General features: G+C 59.7%; 16 protein-coding genes. 11 read left to right on the top strand and 5 right to left on the bottom strand.

Annotated features, from left to right (window positions below; all coding sequences use genetic code 11):
• Window positions 1-4 precede the first annotated feature (4 nt).
• The 4 genes from Rhe02_RS23410 to Rhe02_RS23395 form a co-directional block, all read right to left on the bottom strand.
• Window positions 5-1,963: an AAA family ATPase gene (locus tag Rhe02_RS23410; protein WP_203910471.1), complete on the bottom strand. Its 1,959-nt coding sequence runs from the start codon at window positions 1,961-1,963 to the stop codon at window positions 5-7.
• Window positions 1,964-2,258: 295 nt separating this feature from the next.
• A complete protein-coding gene (locus Rhe02_RS23405) occupies window positions 2,259-4,298 on the bottom strand; it encodes an FG-GAP-like repeat-containing protein (RefSeq protein ID WP_203910470.1) in 2,040 nt (679 codons plus the stop codon).
• Window positions 4,299-5,190: 892 nt separating this feature from the next.
• On the bottom strand, window positions 5,191-5,397 hold the full coding sequence (locus Rhe02_RS23400) for a hypothetical protein (RefSeq protein WP_203910469.1): 207 nt from the start codon (window positions 5,395-5,397) through the stop codon (window positions 5,191-5,193).
• An 86-nt stretch (window positions 5,398-5,483) separates the two neighbouring features.
• Entirely contained in the window at window positions 5,484-5,708 is a 225-nt protein-coding gene (locus tag Rhe02_RS23395) for a hypothetical protein (protein ID WP_203910468.1), read from the bottom strand.
• A gap of 298 nt (window positions 5,709-6,006) precedes the next feature.
• Between Rhe02_RS23395 and Rhe02_RS23390 the strand changes: the two genes are divergently transcribed.
• The 3 genes from Rhe02_RS23390 to Rhe02_RS23380 all read left to right on the top strand — a co-directional run bounded on the left by Rhe02_RS23390 (window position 6,007) and on the right by Rhe02_RS23380 (window position 9,052).
• The gene (locus tag Rhe02_RS23390; protein ID WP_203910467.1) at window positions 6,007-7,155 is read left to right on the top strand and encodes a helix-turn-helix domain-containing protein; all 1,149 of its coding nucleotides are present in this window, start codon (window positions 6,007-6,009) and stop codon (window positions 7,153-7,155) included.
• Complete coding sequence (locus Rhe02_RS23385) at window positions 7,152-8,072, top strand: S-4TM family putative pore-forming effector (protein WP_203910466.1); 921 nt, start codon at window positions 7,152-7,154, stop codon at window positions 8,070-8,072. The genes Rhe02_RS23390 and Rhe02_RS23385 overlap by 4 nt, the downstream gene beginning before the upstream one ends.
• A gap of 110 nt (window positions 8,073-8,182) precedes the next feature.
• Window positions 8,183-9,052 (top strand): SMODS domain-containing nucleotidyltransferase, encoded by an 870-nt coding sequence (locus Rhe02_RS23380; protein WP_203910465.1) that lies wholly within the window; start codon window positions 8,183-8,185, stop codon window positions 9,050-9,052.
• Window positions 9,053-9,346: 294 nt separating this feature from the next.
• On the opposite strand, the gene Rhe02_RS23375 is transcribed toward Rhe02_RS23380, so the two are convergent.
• Window positions 9,347-11,164 carry a P-loop NTPase family protein gene (locus tag Rhe02_RS23375; RefSeq protein ID WP_203910464.1) on the bottom strand — a complete coding sequence of 606 codons (1,818 nt, stop codon included), beginning with the start codon at window positions 11,162-11,164 and terminating at the stop codon, window positions 9,347-9,349.
• Window positions 11,165-11,302: 138 nt separating this feature from the next.
• Between Rhe02_RS23375 and Rhe02_RS23370 the strand changes: the two genes are divergently transcribed.
• The 8 genes from Rhe02_RS23370 to Rhe02_RS23335 all read left to right on the top strand — a co-directional run bounded on the left by Rhe02_RS23370 (window position 11,303) and on the right by Rhe02_RS23335 (window position 16,438).
• Window positions 11,303-11,653: a hypothetical protein gene (locus Rhe02_RS23370; RefSeq protein WP_203910463.1), complete on the top strand. Its 351-nt coding sequence runs from the start codon at window positions 11,303-11,305 to the stop codon at window positions 11,651-11,653.
• 267 nt (window positions 11,654-11,920) lie between these two features.
• Complete coding sequence (locus Rhe02_RS23365) at window positions 11,921-12,286, top strand: hypothetical protein (RefSeq protein WP_203910462.1); 366 nt, start codon at window positions 11,921-11,923, stop codon at window positions 12,284-12,286.
• Window positions 12,287-12,288: 2 nt separating this feature from the next.
• The gene (locus tag Rhe02_RS23360; RefSeq protein WP_203910461.1) at window positions 12,289-12,549 is read left to right on the top strand and encodes a hypothetical protein; all 261 of its coding nucleotides are present in this window, start codon (window positions 12,289-12,291) and stop codon (window positions 12,547-12,549) included.
• A complete protein-coding gene (locus tag Rhe02_RS23355) occupies window positions 12,546-12,827 on the top strand; it encodes a hypothetical protein (protein ID WP_203910460.1) in 282 nt (93 codons plus the stop codon). Before Rhe02_RS23360 ends, Rhe02_RS23355 begins: the two co-directional genes overlap by 4 nt.
• A 63-nt stretch (window positions 12,828-12,890) precedes the next feature.
• Window positions 12,891-13,067, top strand: coding sequence for a hypothetical protein (locus Rhe02_RS23350; RefSeq protein ID WP_203910459.1), 177 nt, complete (start codon window positions 12,891-12,893; stop codon window positions 13,065-13,067).
• Between the two features lie 46 nt (window positions 13,068-13,113).
• Window positions 13,114-13,761: a DUF2637 domain-containing protein gene (locus Rhe02_RS50980; RefSeq protein WP_203910458.1), complete on the top strand. Its 648-nt coding sequence runs from the start codon at window positions 13,114-13,116 to the stop codon at window positions 13,759-13,761.
• Window positions 13,762-14,028: 267 nt separating this feature from the next.
• Window positions 14,029-14,184, top strand: a complete 156-nt coding sequence (locus tag Rhe02_RS23340) for a hypothetical protein (protein ID WP_203910457.1) — start codon at window positions 14,029-14,031, stop codon at window positions 14,182-14,184.
• Window positions 14,177-16,438 carry a type IV secretory system conjugative DNA transfer family protein gene (locus Rhe02_RS23335; protein WP_203910456.1) on the top strand — a complete coding sequence of 754 codons (2,262 nt, stop codon included), beginning with the start codon at window positions 14,177-14,179 and terminating at the stop codon, window positions 16,436-16,438. The genes Rhe02_RS23340 and Rhe02_RS23335 overlap by 8 nt, the downstream gene beginning before the upstream one ends.
• Window positions 16,439-16,531: the final 93 nt, after the last annotated feature.

The following is a 16,531-nucleotide window of genomic DNA, read 5'->3' as shown; positions in this document are numbered from 1 at the left end:
GCCTCTAGACGATCACGGTTGAGTTCAGAATTTCAAACAATTTTTCGAACCTCGCAATCGTTACCGCGTTTACGGTAGCGAAGAACTCAACGCGTCGCTGGGTCAGCTGATGTGCAACAAGAGCATGATCGAATTTTCCGCGTAGCAGTTCCAACTTCCTCAGGATGGGCTCGCCAGTCGCGGCTAGATCGCTTTCGGCGAGATTTGTATCGAAGGTCCAGTTGTAGAGGCGTAGGTAGTCTTCGATGGCGAACATGTCTTCGACGTCGGCGTTGGCAGGAACACCATCGACCTGTGAGCACGCGACGATTGAGGTTTCCGGTACGCCGTTGCTCTTTGCTGCCGCTTTTACTCGATCGATCTTGCTACCCGTTCTTGCGCCATCAATCAATGCGGATACCTTGAGCCGTCTCCCTAGCAGCGCGACGAATGCCGGCATATTGTCCGCTCCACCAACTGGGATCATCGCCAGACGAGGATCAAGACCCATCTTTTGCTTAAGGGAAAAGTGTTCGGTCAGGCGTTGGAGGTAAACGAAGTCGCTGCTTCCTTCAAGAGCGAGGTGCTGCCCGGCGCCGAGAAAGAGGTGTTGGCTAATCGAATAGCCGAGAGCCGATTCCACGGGGAGGACTGTTTCCCTATCGGCAGATAGGTTGATGCGAGTGATCATGACGCCCAGGTTCGGATCCTTTCGCGTGGCACGGTCGTGAACCGCTCGGAGTTTCTCGTAACGCGATGGATCGATCATGAACTGTGAATGAGTGGTATAGACGGTCTGCTTTGATGCGCCCAGCTCCTCAAAGACGAAGCGTACGAAGTCCTTTTGAGCTTCACCATGCAGGCTGGTTCCAGGCTCGTCGAGCAAGACGATTATGGGATCGTCAGATGACTGGTACTCGCTGAAAGCAGCGAAGAACGAAAAGAACCACTGGAAACCTGTCGATCTAGTGGCGAAGTTGGTTTGAACACCACCGTGTCGTCCATCACGGATCTCAATTTTCAGGATGCGATGGACGATGTCACCCCCGTTGTCGTGTTTGCCGACCACGAGATTGTCGGTATCGAAGATCACTTCCAGATCGGGGTTTTGTTTCCAATACTCAAACACGTGCTCGCTGAGGTCTACGCTCGCCGCCTGAAGTTCGGCCTTGCGGCTGTCATAGTCGGCGTCCATAAAGTCTTCTGGCTCTTCGCCAGCATGTGCCAGGAGCGCGACAACCGTTCGCTCTCGATCATTCAGCGCTTTTGAAGCCTTGATCTTCTTCACGAGCTCAGTAAGATCACATTCACCAGGTAGAAGGCCATAGGAGGAAAAATAGAAGGACTTGGGCACTATTTCAATGAGCACATCGCGGGCGTCTTGTGCGAGAGCGTGGCTCCGCAGATAGCTGAAGTTGGCGACACCCGTTGCAAATGCTGCTAATGCCTTAGCGCGAAGAGGTTCCGCTTCCTTGATCTGCTTCACGCGTTCTCTCGCGAAGGCTTTGGCAGCATCAATTGAGTCTGACCCAAGAAGTTCTTCTCGATCCTCCTCAGCAACCGAAGCCTCGTCGGCCGCCGCTTCGAGGGTTTTTGCGAGGCTAAGATCAAGCCAAATGGTTAGTTGGTTAGCGTAATCACGGGCCGCATAGCATGTTGTTCCGGCTGGCGGATGAGCCGATAGGTGCTGACTTATCTCCTCAACATCGGCAGCCTCAAGCTCAAACTCGGCCACGATAGGCTGGACCTTGTCCAAATCCTCAGAACGGCGGTCGCGAGCCAGACGCCATCGTGGGTACTCTGTCACTACATCGAACTTCAGATCGAGGCCGTTGGCTGGGTTGAGCCGATGAAAAGCTTTGAGAACCGTGGTCTTGCCGGACTCGTTCTTGCCAACAATGCCCGTGACATCATCTTCGATCTCAATCCGTTGCGGATTGACGATGTTCTTGAACCGTTGAACTGTGATAGCCCGGAGTCTCAAGCTTTCCTCACATAATGACTAGTAGTGTGCCGATAGATTACAAAACAGTCAAGCAGGCATGATCGAATCGACCTCAACCCGTAGACGTTACAGCTAGATCACGGGATCCTGCCGGATTGACACGGCGAGAAGTTGCCTGACGCTGAGTGGTCGACGCCGAGTGTTGATCCGCCAAGGTGGGCGCGATCCGTCACATGAAACGAGAAAACCCCCGGCGCGAGGCCAGAGGCCTTCCCGCTAGGGGTTAGTTGGATATTCGTGATCGGAGCTTCGAAGGACTCCAGGCCGCACACGACTAGCGGCGAGCGACCTTGATGCCGGAGTAGCCCCAGCCCTCGCCGTTCCACCAGACCTGAGGAGTCAGGAGGGTGGTGTTGGTGGAGCGCAAGACCCATGCGCCGGTACCGCCCGGCGATGGGGTGGTGAAGCCGTAGTCGTCGTTGCCATCGCCGTTGACGTTGCCGACGAAGGGCGTCATCCAGTCCCAGCTGGTGTAGGGGTCGTACCACCAGAGTTGGACCCAGAATCCGGACAGCGTTGACCTGCCGATGTGCAGCGAGGTGCTGCCGTCCGGCTCCCGGTAGGTCAATACGAGGTCGTTCGCGCCGTTACCATCGATGTCACCCAGGTTGGCCTTAATGCGGGAATAGACCCAACCGGAGCCATCCCACCAGACCTGGGGTTGTGCGAGCCCAGCGTAGGTGGATTTGAGCATCCAGGCTTTGACGCCCGTCGGAGATGGCGTGGTGAAGGTGTAGTCCGCCACCTTGTCACCCGTCACGTCACCGATGAGCGGGGTCATGTTGGTCCAGTCGGTATAGATGTCGAACCACCAAAGAGTCTGGGTAGCGAAACCGGTGCGAGTGGACAGAGCGACGTTGACAGCGGTGCCGCCGGTTGGTTCGTTGGTAGTGAGAACGAGGTCTTCGGCGCCATCACCGTTCATATCACCGAGTGACGGCTTGATACCCGCGTAGCCCCAGCCATTGCCGGTCCACCAGCGTTCTGCAGGACTGAAGGCTGTGCCGGTCGACCTGGCCACCCAGACTTCGCTGCCAGTAGTAGTTGCCAGGAGATAGATGTAATCTGCCTTGCCATCGCCGCTGACGTCGCCTGCAAGCGGCGTGGCGTTGACGAACGGTGTGTACGAATCGGCCCACCATTGCTGCATCCAGTAGCCGGAGCCGGTGGACTTGCCGACATTGACGGCTACGCCACTACCCGATGCCGGCTGCGCGAGCAGCACGAGATCGTCATGGTTGTTGCCGTCGAAGTCGGCGTTGTTGCGGGCCGGGACCGGGCGCAGTACCGTACGGCAGCTCGGTAGCTGCGGGTTAGCACTACCCGCGCCGGTGTTAATGGCGTAAGAGCAGACTTGATGCGCGCCATACCCGACAGCGTATTCGGCGTAGTAGCCGTGATTGTTGCCAAAGCTAGGATAGGCCGCTCCGATATCCGGTCGCGACGTGTTGGCCGTCGTGGCCCCAACGTGGTTGCCATCCACGTACGTATGGATGGTGATAGAACCGGTCGTGTCGGGGTCGATGGCCCAGCCGCGGACGTAGAGCTTGTCAGCGACGATCCCGGCCGCATCAAGGTATCCAAACGGATTACCAGCTGCTGGAGGAGGCTGAGCGTTGAACTCGTTCGCCTTCGCACGTGCCGCTGTAGCAATAACCGGAGCCGAATCGGGTATCCACGTATTCGTGTAGATGCCGCTAGCGTGAGTGCCGGGAACCATCAGGATGTTGTGCGAGCAGATGCCGTCGCCTGTCGCGCACCAGCTCCCCGTCTTGCCCTCGAACCCTGATCGTGCATAGGGATAGCGCGGTTGTAGAGGTGCTCCGTCGCTGGTGCACCCAGCGTCGCCCTTGACCCATTGAGGGATCTGAACCAGACATCCGAAGAACGAACCTGTGTTGTGCCTTGGGTCGCCGTAGGTTGCCATATAGGCGATATGGCTGAGCGCTTCGAGGTGCAGGCGCGGATCTTGAAGGGCTGTACCGACCACATCTGCACCCTGCGAATAGCCACCTAGAACGATGGCTTCGCGCTGACATCCCGGTCGTGTCACCCGATCGTTCAGGTAGTTGATTAGCTCAGTTACGCCCCAGTCCACACTGCCGGAGTAGGTCGGGAACATAACCCAACCAAAACCGTAGAGTGCCGGGTATTCACCCAGGCCAACAACGCCGTTGTTGTCCAGGTCGCCAACTTCAGCGATGCTGCTGCTAAGACCAACTGCGGTGAGCTGAGTGCGCGCCGTATCAAAGAACTTGAGTGCCTCGGGAGAGCCGAGGCCGGCACCTGAGCCGCGTGCAAACACTAAGTGCACGCCCCCGTCTTGACATGGGACGTCGGCGCGTGCGGCATCTGCAATGCTTATGACGGATCCTGTACTGGCAAGGAGGCAGGTTGCGGCTAGCAGTCCTGCGCTTCGTCGCCAGCTTCGGTTGCTGGGCATTCTTTTGCACCACCTCTGGTAGGCACGGAATGTGAATTGCTCCGCCTAAATCGATCGACAGAGCTCGATATAAGATAGCATTAATACAAATAACTTCAAATAGACGAGGCTGACGCCAATCAGTAACTACGAATGCAATTAGGCTGTGTGTATAATGAATCCATTAAGAGGTAGCGGTAACGAATGCAGCCAACGAGTCCAATGAGGAAGCGCGGTATAAGCGATACCAGAGCCCATGTCGTAATGGCTCTGCTGGCTGGAGTCTTGGCGCTCGCGTTAGTAGTTGGCCCTGTGGCATGGTATCGGCACGCATCGGTACCCAACCTCAAAGGATTTGACAAGACAAACAGCGAAATGGAAAGAGTTCGCCGTGAGGTAATGGTGCCTTCTGAGGCGGTGGAGCGAGTCGAGGCGGCGGTTTCGAGGCGCGATAATTTCCTCGACCCCATCGACTGCATCGACGAGGTTTGCCCATACGTTCAACGATCGTGGTTTGTCCCAGTGGCTACGGGTACAGAAAGGCAATTCCTAGATGTATTAACAAATCGTCTGGGGTACAAGATCACATACGAGAGTTTGAGTTCCGACTGTGTGCCTACGTTTGTGTATCCGTGCCACATCGAAGCCACACGAGCTGACCTACACCTCCTGGCTAGCTCGCGCTCTCTAGGTTCGATCAAGCCGCCAGCTAGGGATGTGGCTCCAAAACAATGGCAATACGTTGTGATTAGAATAGAGAAGCGGTAAAAGTTTAGCCCGCAAGCTATGGCGACACGATCGTCATGCCGTCGAAGAGCTTTGCCAGCGGCCCGAACAACCCGGAGGCGTATTGGGCGGTGGCGTCAACGGTTACCTGCCCGTCGTCGTCCGACTCCGTGAAGATGGCTCTGGCCATGTCGGGCGACAGGTTGACGGCAAACACCGCGCGCTCGCCATCAAAGCCGGTGATCAGCAGTTCGGTGATGTTCATAGATGTGTCCTTCGCACCTGAGGGTTGGGGCGTGCACTAGAGAGTCAGGGCGCCTCAGCCGAAGCGTGCGCCAAAGCGTTGAGCTGTCACATATCCATCGGGTCAACCTTGATGCGGAGCTGACCGTTCTCGACTTCATCAATGGCACCGAGTAACCAGGCGCGGGCTACAGCGAGCGCGGCCGACCAGTTACCCAGTGGGTGGTCGGAGAACGCGGCGATCCTCCACCGCCAGTCCTCGGTCTTCTCCCATTTGGTAACCCGCCAGGTGACTGAGCGCGGTGATCGGGAATCCGTGTCGTGCGTTGCCATGAGGGATCGCACCCTTCAGCGCGGTGGTGGCGAGGCACCCGACCGGGCGGAAGCGAGGTTCGCGACCGGCCGGGGCATCCAAAAGACAATCGAGGCGGTCGGGCCAGGGATGACCTGCGGCGCGAACCGGAGTTTCTGGCATCCCGCCCCGAATGTCTCGCGATCACCCTGGCAGCCGCTCCCCGGTCCCCCACAGAATCGCAACCGGACAGAAACCGTGCATCGCCGTTGCGTCGGCCGTCCTGATCTGCGTCAATGTGTCTAAACGCATGACACCACGGCGTGGACGGATGAACCTGTGAAACGGATTCGGTTAGCCGAGCGGCGCAAAGCCGTGGGACTCAGCCAAGAACGCTTGGCCGAACTGCTTGGTGTTGATCCCGTGACGGTGCGCCGGTGGGAGCGTGCCGATACCAATCCCCAGCCGTGGCACCGACCGAGACTTGCTAAGGCGCTCCGGATAAGCATCGACGAGCTGGCGATCCTGCTCGTCGACGTGCAAGGCCCAGGCGCACCAACGGTCGCGCACGAGGCCGACCGAGTGGAGCAGGTTCTGGAAGGTCACACCCGCGTCGACCAGACGGTTGTGGATCATTTCGTCAGCTTGCTGAACCAGCAGCGCAGGCTGGAGGACACCATTGGCGGACAACCGCTCTTGCCCGTGGTCATGCGGCAGATGGAGACGGTGCAGAGCCTGCGCTTTGCCGCCAGGGGTCAGCTGTTTGATCAGGTGCTGGCATTAGCCGCGAGTCACGCTCAGTTCATCGCCTGGATGTGCCAGGACGGCGGCAACTCACCACAGGCAGTGGAGTACTACTCCTTGGCTCATGACCTAGCCGTTGAGGCCGGCGACGCCGACATGGTGGCGACAACCCTGTCCATGAAAGCTCACGTGGCGTGGTCATCGGCAGAGCCGCTGAGGTGTCAGCGCTTTGGTGAAGCGGCCGCGGCCACACCCGGAGCCTCGCCCATGGTCCGAGGCATGGCGGTGCAGATGAGCGCTCGGGGTCTGGCCATGCAATCGGATCAGCAGGCCAGGCACGTTCTCGATGACGCCGCCGCGTTGCTCGGGTCGGTCGTCGACATGCCGGACTGGATGTACTTCTACGGCGACGTCTGGCTGACGCTGCAAGCAGGCATGATCGAGTCGCATCTGCACAGCTGGGCGCGCGCCACCGCCTTCTACCGCGACGGCCTGGACCGCCTGCCGGAACACTTCACCCGCGACCGCGCCTGGTATCTGTCGTGTCTGGCCATGGCGCAGGCTGAGAACGGCGACGCCGAGGCAGCGCTCGATGTGGCCAGAGCCGCGCTTCCCAAGGCTCGCGAGGTCCGCAACCGGCACGGCATTAAACAGATCGAACGGGCTGCGAACAGGCTAAACGCGATGGGTGCCCGCCAGGGACGTGAGCTTGACGAGCTGTTGGTGCAGACTAGTGCTTCGTGACCGCCGAAGCCGCGAAGCTGCCGGTGCCTGAAGGGGCGTCGGCCCGGATTACTGAGCGTCAGGACCAGCCCGAGCACCTGCAGCGCCTGAAAGCCTATAGCCGCTACTACCAGCTGGCCCACCGGTGGCGTCGGGCGCGCGCTATCGGCACCTTCGGCCTGGCTGCCATTGGTCCGCTGCTGTCGCTATTGGTTCCGTCCACAAGCGAACTGGTAGCCGCCGTCAGCGCTGGATGGCTGGTGGTCGGTCGCACCTGGCTTTCCTGGATGGAACAACGCCGGACGCTTGAGGCGGTGCGCGCACAGGAGCTATTTGATACCAAGCTGTTCTTGCTGCCCTGGAACGGTTCACTGGCCGGGCGTCCGCCCGCGCCGGACGACCTTGCTGCGGCCGCACGAGCTATCAAGAACGACGGTCCCTACAAGAACTGGTACAGCATTGATCTGAGTGGCACCCCTTGGCCGGCGGACGTGTTGCTATGCCAGCGTCAGAGCATGGTCTGGAGCCGCTCCGACCATAAGGCCTACGGCACCACGATCTTGGTCGCCGGAGTCGGGTGGTTCCTGATTGGCCTGGTCGTGGCGTTGGTGGCGGATCTGAGCCTGGCCGAGTACTTGGTCAAGATCTTCCTGCCAAGCGCGCCCGCCTTCCTCGATTCTCTCGATCTCTCACGGCTGCACTGGCAGCACGCCACGAGCCGTGAGCAGGTCCAGCACAAGATCCACGATCTTTGGCGGGACTACAAGGCCGGAACCACAGTCCTTAGCGCTGCCGATTGCCGCCAGATCCAAGACTCCGCCTACCTGCTGCGCCGTGATGGGCCACGGGTGCCCCAGCTCTTCTACCGGCTCCGGCGTAGCCGCGTGGACGAGAGCACCAGGGCAGGCACCATGGCGCTCCGCGCTGACGAGGACTAGCGAACGCGCGGTTCACGCCTCCGGGTGACGAGATCTGCGGAGGTTGTCGGGGTGGCCTCATACGCTCGTTTGGTCAACATTCCTCAAGCGAGTAGAGGCGATGAACCACCATGGCACGAACGGTGGAGCAAGGGTTTGAGCTGTTCCTCGACTGGATCATGCCAAGCCAGTCGGAGCGACTAACGCGCGTACGGCACCGAAGCAGGATTGAGACCTCGCTTCGCAGTCAGCTGGACGTGAGCTTGATTCGCGAGATTGGCTCGTTTACGCACGGCACTGGTGTCCATAGACACTGTGATGCCGACCTCCTGGTGAGCATCCGCGGCGGACGGCCAGGCTCATCTGACACAGCACTGAGCTGGGTGAAGGGTGCGCTGCAGAAGAGCTTTCCTTTCACCTCTGTCTATGTCAGTCGGCCGGCCGTGGTGGTCGCATTTGCAGGTGGCGACGAAACCTGGGAGATTACACCCGGCTTCCATAGCCACCGCACCGCTGACGATGACCACGTGTATGACATTCCCGGTGCTGCATCGGGCTGGCTGGAGTCGGCGCCACAAGCGCACCTCGACTACGTGACCGAAATTAACGGCATGGACAAAGTCGCTGGCGGTGCGAAGAAGCTCACTCGGCTAGCCAAAGCGTGGAAGTACTACAACAGCGTTCCGATCTCATCCTTCTACCTGGAGATGCGCGCGGCCCGCTACATGCAGGATGAGCCCAACTTCATACCGGTCCACGACATTTCCCGCCTGCTTAACAAGCTGGAGGATGACGGACTTGCCGCGATGAACGACCCGATGGGCATAGCCGGAAGGTTCTACGCCTGCTCAACGGACCCAAAAAAGCGAGATGCGCTGTCCAAGCTCTCGACTGCTGCGACGCGCGCTCGTAAGGCCGTCGAGGCGTATAAGAGCGGCGATCCCGCGACCGCCTTCTACTATCTGAATCTGCTGTTTGGTGGGGAGTTCCCGGCGCGGTGATGGGGATCGCTGGTACCTACGCCCTCACGGTGCTGACCGAGGCGGTTGGCCGTGGGATCCCGGTCGTTATTGTGCCATTCGTCAATAGCGGGCTTGCGGCGAGGAAGGCGTATGGGAGTCGATTGCCCTGCTGCGAGACGAAGGTCTTCGAATCTTTGCGGGCGGCCAAGGCGGATGGTTACCGCATTCATCGAGGGCTGGAGTCAAACAACTGCACCGGTTTCCATAGCGGAAATGCTGGATTTGAATTGAGGGTCAATTCAGATCGGTGAGACTGCTGCGCGATACCGCTGGCTAACGACGCGACGCAGTTCCTAGATCTGTCAGGTTTGGAGGAATAGGCTCACCCAAGAGCACGCCTAGCGTAAGACGAAGCAGCATTTTATGAACGTCCTCGTTTGGTGGACCCGCATTGGCCTCGGCTGACGCGAAGTCGATAGTCCAATGCGCTGCCTCAACGATAGCTGAACAGGCGGCATCAAAATCAATCTCCTCCTGACGTGTTCTCTTGAAGTTGGACGGATCTGGCGAGCCTTTGACACGTTGCATTATTCGGCCATACAGCACCTGTGCGTCCGCGACAATTCTTGGCATCTCCGGTATGAACTCGTCGCGCAACAACGCCGCCGTAAATGGGTGAATTAGAATTCGTTCACCGAGATCAGGATAGTCCCGACCAAAATCCTGAGCCAAGGTCACGAGCGAATAGTCTGCGAGCAACAGCAACCCTTGCATAATCCGAGTATCGGACAAGGTTGGCTCGGACGCTCTTACCATTGCGGCAACCCTCCCACGCCTTGCCATATAGCCCATATAGACGCTCAAAACCAACATTCGATATGCAAGTTTGTCTATCGCATTGACCTGCTGGACAACATGCCGAAGTGCCGCCAGCAGCGGTCGGCCTTCTACGGTCGTGATCTTTGAAGCATTCTCCAAGGGATCTGACGTGATATCACGGCATACTTCCGCAGCGGAAAGGTGTGTACGTGCAATGAATGCGCTCACGTAGTTAGTTGCGAGGGGATAGCCCATGAACGCAACGAGGATTTGTGTTACATCATCGGCCGAGAGCGATGGATTCCTACTGAGCGCCAACTTTCTTGCTTCGTCGGCACGCATCTTATCGATCCGTATGAAGGTGCAACGATCGGGTGGTGCAACCCCTTTAGCTCGGCAGGTGGCGACGACGACCGAGTCAAGGCGGCGCGGAACGTACTGGCGTAGCACGTCCGCGTTCTCCAAGTTGTCCAAAAGAACGAATGGAGGCGCTCCAACCCCATGCGTTAGAAGCGCAAGTTGAGACCTCAGGTCTGCTGGTTGGTCTTTTAGCGCAATGCCCCGGTCTTGAAGGGCCGTAATGATTTCATCTTGTTGGGTTTCGCCGTGACTATCGAAAAAAACTAGCGGTGCAGCGCCAGTGAGCGCCGTCGCGAGTGATGTCTTACCCATACCAGGCTGACCCCAAAAGACGATCAGCTTCGCGCCCTTATCAACGAGCCGACGGAACTTGGCTTCCTCGCCCTCACGCCGAACGTAACCTAAATGGCCAACGGCATCCGGCGTCTCCTGGCTCGGGACAAAGATATCGGTCGCACGTGAGGCCCTGAGGTTGACTTGCACGGCCTTCAACAGGGCTGGATACCAATGACGCCAAGCATTGCGTTCAGTGGTCCTATCACTAGTGAGTCTCACCCAGCACACTGCCCGGAGTTTGCGTCCTTCATATTCAGGTTTAGTGCCCACAACTTCTAGGAAATTTGACAAAGCGTTTTCGTTTTCGCCGAAAATTTGTGAGAACTGTCGGTCCTCGCCCAGGCCAAGCAGCTCGCAAGCGGCAGCGATTTGGCACGTCTCACTCTTACGGGTCAATCCGCCTGGCAATGCCAGAGCCGCTTTCCGTGCCTGGGCAGCAACGCTTTCGAACGCCTCGTGGAGAACATCGGCTTTACTCTTACCTACGGACCTCGCCTCTTGAGAGAGATCGCCGACGAGGCCGAGCAAGACCTCAAATTCCTCCAGTCGGATTCGCGTGAGCCCCTTCAAAGCCAACTTCTCCAGCGCGACCACACGAGAGTCACGCCCATCGGCGTCAATAGAGGCAGTAGCCATGACGATCTGTCTCCCTTCGGCTTCGGAGACGCATGTTAGCCGAAAGCAAAGATCGTTACGCTTGTCAAATAACGAAAACGGTTCATAATACGCGCTGATCCAAGATCAAGTTCCTCTCTCTTCGGAAGGTGGATCAGCATGAAGAAAGCGCTTGAGCTTGCGACGCAGTTCAGGGACTTCGTAAATCGGGTGGGCAGTCATTACGATCAAGAAGCACCCGGTCACCTACTCAGCTTCTTTGTCGATTTCGCCCAGGAACCTGAGACCCGGTTCATCTCGCAAACGCGAGGCGATCACGGAATGCTCATGGTCACATGGGCGGTGATCTCGGCCTGGTTCGCACAGCGGCCCGAGGACTTTGCGGGCATTCGTGATCTCGTCACGGCTACCGCCGACCTACGTCTGGATGATCTCGACCGCCTGCCATTCCCGTTCGACAAGGAGGAGTGGGACGACTGGGTGTTCGGGTATCTACACGGCGGCACCTGATTCCTCAGGTTGGCAATACAAGTCGCTACGGCCTGCATCCAACTCATAAGTGCCTGCTCTCCTCAAGGGAGCGGGCACTTGACGCATTTCCGTGCGTCAATGTCGCCACTCTGTCGCTGTATTGTCGCTGCGCTCTGACCAGCGACAATACAGCGACATCTCCCCCCAGCCTATTGATTGCCGTTCGCCGCCTTGCCTAATCTCGCTCCATCAAGGCCGCCGATTCTGGCGCGTCCACGCACTTCCCGATTGGAGCCATGAACACCCATGCGCGACTACGAAGAAGAACTCAGGCAACGAAACGAACGGGATACCAAAGCACGTAACTGGAGCCAGTCCGCACACCTAGAACATCGCGCTCCCTCTGGAATGGTGAGCCCACCGCCGCTAGATCCCATGTCTTGGGGCGTGGAACAGTACGAAGGAAACGCTGCCTACCGCATGGACGCTCGAATGCGCTACTCAGCCGTCATCGCTCAGCACGCGGTAGATGCAGTGGTGGATGTCCATGACTACATCAATCAGCGCTCACGGGATCGGCATCCGGCCCTTCAGGCACAGCTTCGCCGCATCGAGGCAGCAGTCGGTGATTGCTCCGCCCTCCTCATCGCTCGCTACATGGGTGGCCGGTAGGGATGTGGGCCTGTCTGTTTGTGTGCGCCGGGGCCGTAGCGATCTTCTGGGCCATTGACGCCAACCTCCGGCTAAATGAGACCAAGGAACGGCTCGACCGCGCTCGTCAGGAAGTGGCCGAGGTGCGACAGGAGCTGGTGACGCTTCGAGCAGACGACGCCCGTCTTGTGCTGGAGCTACGCAAGCAAGCCATGGGTGTCATGGGGTACGTGGCTGACCGCCACGACCATGAGCAGCTCCAGCACGAGGGGCTGATCGCGTGAGTGAGCACTCGAAGTCCAAGAACGCCTACACCATGCTGCTGGCCTTCCACCAATACGCTCACCACCTCGCTCGTTCGGCAACAACAGCCGAGCACTCCCTGAATCCAGCAGTCACCATCCTGCTGCGCCTGGCCGGTGTGTTCCTGCTGCTGGCCATCTGTGGCCCGCTTGCCCGGCATGCTCTCGGCTCCCTTTCCGCTGGCGTGATACTCGCGTTTCTGCTGCTGGTGGGCGTGCGTATCGGGATCTATTTCCTCCGGCGGCACCAGCAGCTCTAGCTGGAGTTGCCCACTACCTCGTCGATTCAGACACCACTTCTTAGAAAGGAGTCGCGATATGTCGTGCCCAGAAAGACCCGTAAAGAGCTGGTGGGCAAGCTGGAGGCCCGCGAAAGGGAGGAACGAGAGGAGGAGCTGCGGGAGCTAGCTCGTCAACTCCGCCGCGAGCAGTGGCTGGCTGGCCTTGACGTTCAGGTGGACCCCGAGGACGAACCGACGGGTGACCTAGACCGTGACTGAGCGGGCGGGGGCGGAGCGCCCACGGGACGTGTGGATCACTATCGGTATGACGGTTTCGGCTGTGTCGGCCGCAATCTCGTCGTTTGCGGGGTTGCGAGAGCTGGCCGTCGTGGCCGGCTGGCCCAAGCCATTGTCGTTTATGTTTCCGCTGACGATTGACGCGTTTGCTTTGACAGCTACTAGGGTCTGGCTCATCAAGGCGACGGGATCATCCAAGGCCCGGCGGTTTGCCCGGACCAATGCGATCCTGGCCATCCTGATGAGCTTGGCTGGTAACGCCTGCTGGCACCTCATAGCCGCTGGATTGCTGCGAACGTCCTGGCTCGTAGTGGTAGCAGTCGGGGCCGTCCCAGCCCTGGTATTGGGGCTGGTCAGCCACTTAGCCGTACTGAGGACGCAGGTTGACCCACCCGTCTCTAACGAGGCCGAGAGCCGGACTCCGTCCCCACCACCTGAACCGAAGGCGGTCCCCAGTCCGCCCCGACAGCGGGCGGGCCGACCCAGGCCGGTCGGCGGCCCGGACGAGTTGCTAGGCCTGGCACGCCAAGCAGATACAGCCTGGCGTGCCCAGCATGACGGCCGCCCGATATCCCGGGATGGCCTTCGGCAGGCATTGCGGATTGGGGGCACGCGGGCCTCGGCTCTTGCTCGTGCGCTGAAGTTGGAACGACAGGTGGGAGTACACACCGGGTGATGACATTGCGGTTGTGTCCGTCGCGCACGGTAGACCAAACCGGTTGCCTGGTGTTACTTCCAGGTGCTCTCCCTCGAGTGCTCGGTATTTGTTTGGAAAAACGCCTGCTGCATCAGGGTTTCAGCCTCCGTATAACTAGCTATGACACGACGGCGGATCGGCTGGCCAACAGCCGACCGTGGCGTGGTTCGTGTTGCCAAAACAGCCAGGGAGATCGTCTGAACGAACAACGAGTAAGGGGGTAGGACTATGGGCCGAAGAATCCGTGTGACCGCGCTACGTAACAAGGAGCAGAACCTGCGGCTGTATGTCCTGGCTCTTCTCGCTCTTGTCCGGCAGATGCAGGAGGCAGAACAGCAGCAAAAGGACGACGGCGCGCTACCGGCGGCGCCCGAGGGCAGCGAGGAGGTGGGGCATGACTGAGATGCTCACCGCTTTGACTCTGGCCGGCCTGGTCCTGATCGGCGGCTTGGTGCTCATTCGTCGACGAAACCAACGAACGTGGCAACAGGAACTGGTCGCCTATGTCCTCAAGTTTCCGCGCGGTATCGACCCGGCGGCAGTCGTGTCCTTCATCGGCGCGCTGTCCGGGCTCGTAGCGCCGCGCCTTGAGCGTCCGTTCGCGGTCCGCGCGGTAGTGCTCGAGGTATCAGCTAGGCCAGACGGCATCACGCACCATCTGCTTGTCCCGAAGTCCTTGGCGCACATCGTACTGTCAGCCTTGCGGGCAACGCTACCAAGCGTTAGCGCCCAGATCGACGGCCAGCACCAGACGATGCAACCGGCGCTATCGGCCGAGCTTGCGCTCAATGATCACGGTCGCAGCCTGGCGACAGATCGTGCGGCGACCGTTGCGACCGCGGTCCTGGCAAGCCTTCAGCCGCTGGAACCAGGCGAGCAAGTCCTGACTCAGTGGACGCTCATGCCCGTCGGCCCGGTGTCACACTCGTCAGCTGGCCGTACAGGGTTCCAATCGGTGATCGATGCGCTCGCAGGTACTGGCGGCCACCGGCCAGTCGATGCCGAGACACTCAAGGCCTTGCGCATCAAGCAGCAGGCACCCTTGTTTGCCGCGACCTGCCGGATCGGCGTCCGCGCCGGCCATCTCCGATCGAGGTCGCTGCTGTCGAGAGTTATCGCCAGCTTCCACGCCGCTAATGCACCCGGTGCCCATCTGCGTAGGAAACATCATCTTGTGACCGACCTCGGCCGCGCCATAACTGAGCACCGGTTGCCGCTCGCATCCTGGCCCTGCTCGCTCAACGCTGGCGAACTGGCAGGCCTGGTCGCCTTTCCTATGGGGACCGTGACGCTTCCAGGGCTCCAGCTCGGCGGTGCCCGTCAGCTTGCTCCGGCTTCAGATATCCCCAGTCGCGGCCGGGTCATTGCTCAGGCCACCTTCCCGGGAGCCGAGCGGCCGCTTGCACTTTCCATGGCCGACTCATTCCGCCACCTGCACGTCATTGGTCCGACCGGCGTCGGCAAGTCGACCATGCTGCTCGGGCTCATTGCTCAGGACATGGCGGCAGGTCACGGCGTGGTGGTGATCGAGCCGTCGGGGGATCTCGTAAGCGACGTTCTCGACCGGGTGCCACCACATCGCCTCAGCGATGTGGTGGTGCTCGATCCAGCCGACGAAGAGCGACCCGTTGGGCTCAACATTCTCTCCACCGGCCAGACTGCGCCCGACTTGGTTGTTGAACAGGTGCTCGGCATCTTCCATCAGCTCTATAAAGCGTCGTGGGGCCCTCGCACCGATGACATCCTCAGGGCCGCCTTGCTCACCTTGGTTGATGTGCCGGGCATGACCCTGTGCGAGGTGCCGCTGCTACTGACCGACGATGGCTTCCGGCGTCAACTCATCGGACGCATCGACGATCCCGTGGGGCTGGGGCCGTTCTGGGGTTGGTATGAAGGGCTCTCGACCAATGAGCGTACGCAGGCGATTGGGCCGGTCCTCAATAAGATGCGGGCCTTCCTCATGCGTCGTCGACTGCGCAACGTGCTCGGGCAAGCTACGCCAGCCTTCGACCTGGATCAGGCTCTAGCGGATCGGCGCATCATCTTGGTACCACTGGTTAAAGGAACCCTAGGTGAGGAAGCTGCTCAGCTGCTCGGATCGCTCCTGGTGGCGCGTCTGTGGCAAGCCGTCCAGCGCCGGGTTGAGCTCGCCCCGGACGAGCGCCCGCCAACATTCGGCTACATCGACGAATTCCAGAATTACGTCAACCTGCCGACAAGCGTCGCCGACATCTTGGCCGAAGCCCGCAAGCTCAAGCTGGGCCTGACCTTGGCTCATCAACATCTCGGACAGCTCAGTACGCCACTCAAGGAGGCGGTGCTCGCCAACGCCCGCAGTAGGGTCATCTTCCAACTCGCCGCCGGTGACGCCAAGACCCTGGCTCAGGAGATCGCGCCACATCTCGAAGCTCACGATCTGCGCGGGCTTGGCGCCTATGAGGTAGCCGTAATGCTCTCGACGGGCACGCGGGTCGCACCTCCCGCCACCGGGGTGACCCTGCCACCACCGAGACCTACCGGGTTCAGCCAGACAGCTCGTGAGCGGTCCAGGCTTCGCTATGGCGCTGACCGCGCTGAGATCGAAGCCGCCATCCGTGCTCGCCATGACGGACGCGTGGGTCCGGGCGGTGTCGGCAGAAAGGAGCGGCGCTCATGATCCATCTTGCGCCGCAGATCGCTCTTCCGTTCGCGTCAACGAGCCTCGCCCATTTCTGCTGGCAGGCCTGTGCTCAAAGTCCAGATCAGCAGA

The sequence above is a fragment of the Rhizocola hellebori genome, from assembly GCF_016862955.1.
Taxonomy (GTDB): Bacteria; Actinomycetota; Actinomycetes; order Mycobacteriales; family Micromonosporaceae; genus Rhizocola; species Rhizocola hellebori.
The sequence above is the reverse complement of the archived record's forward strand: the minus strand, read 5'-3'. Positions and strand labels throughout refer to the sequence as shown.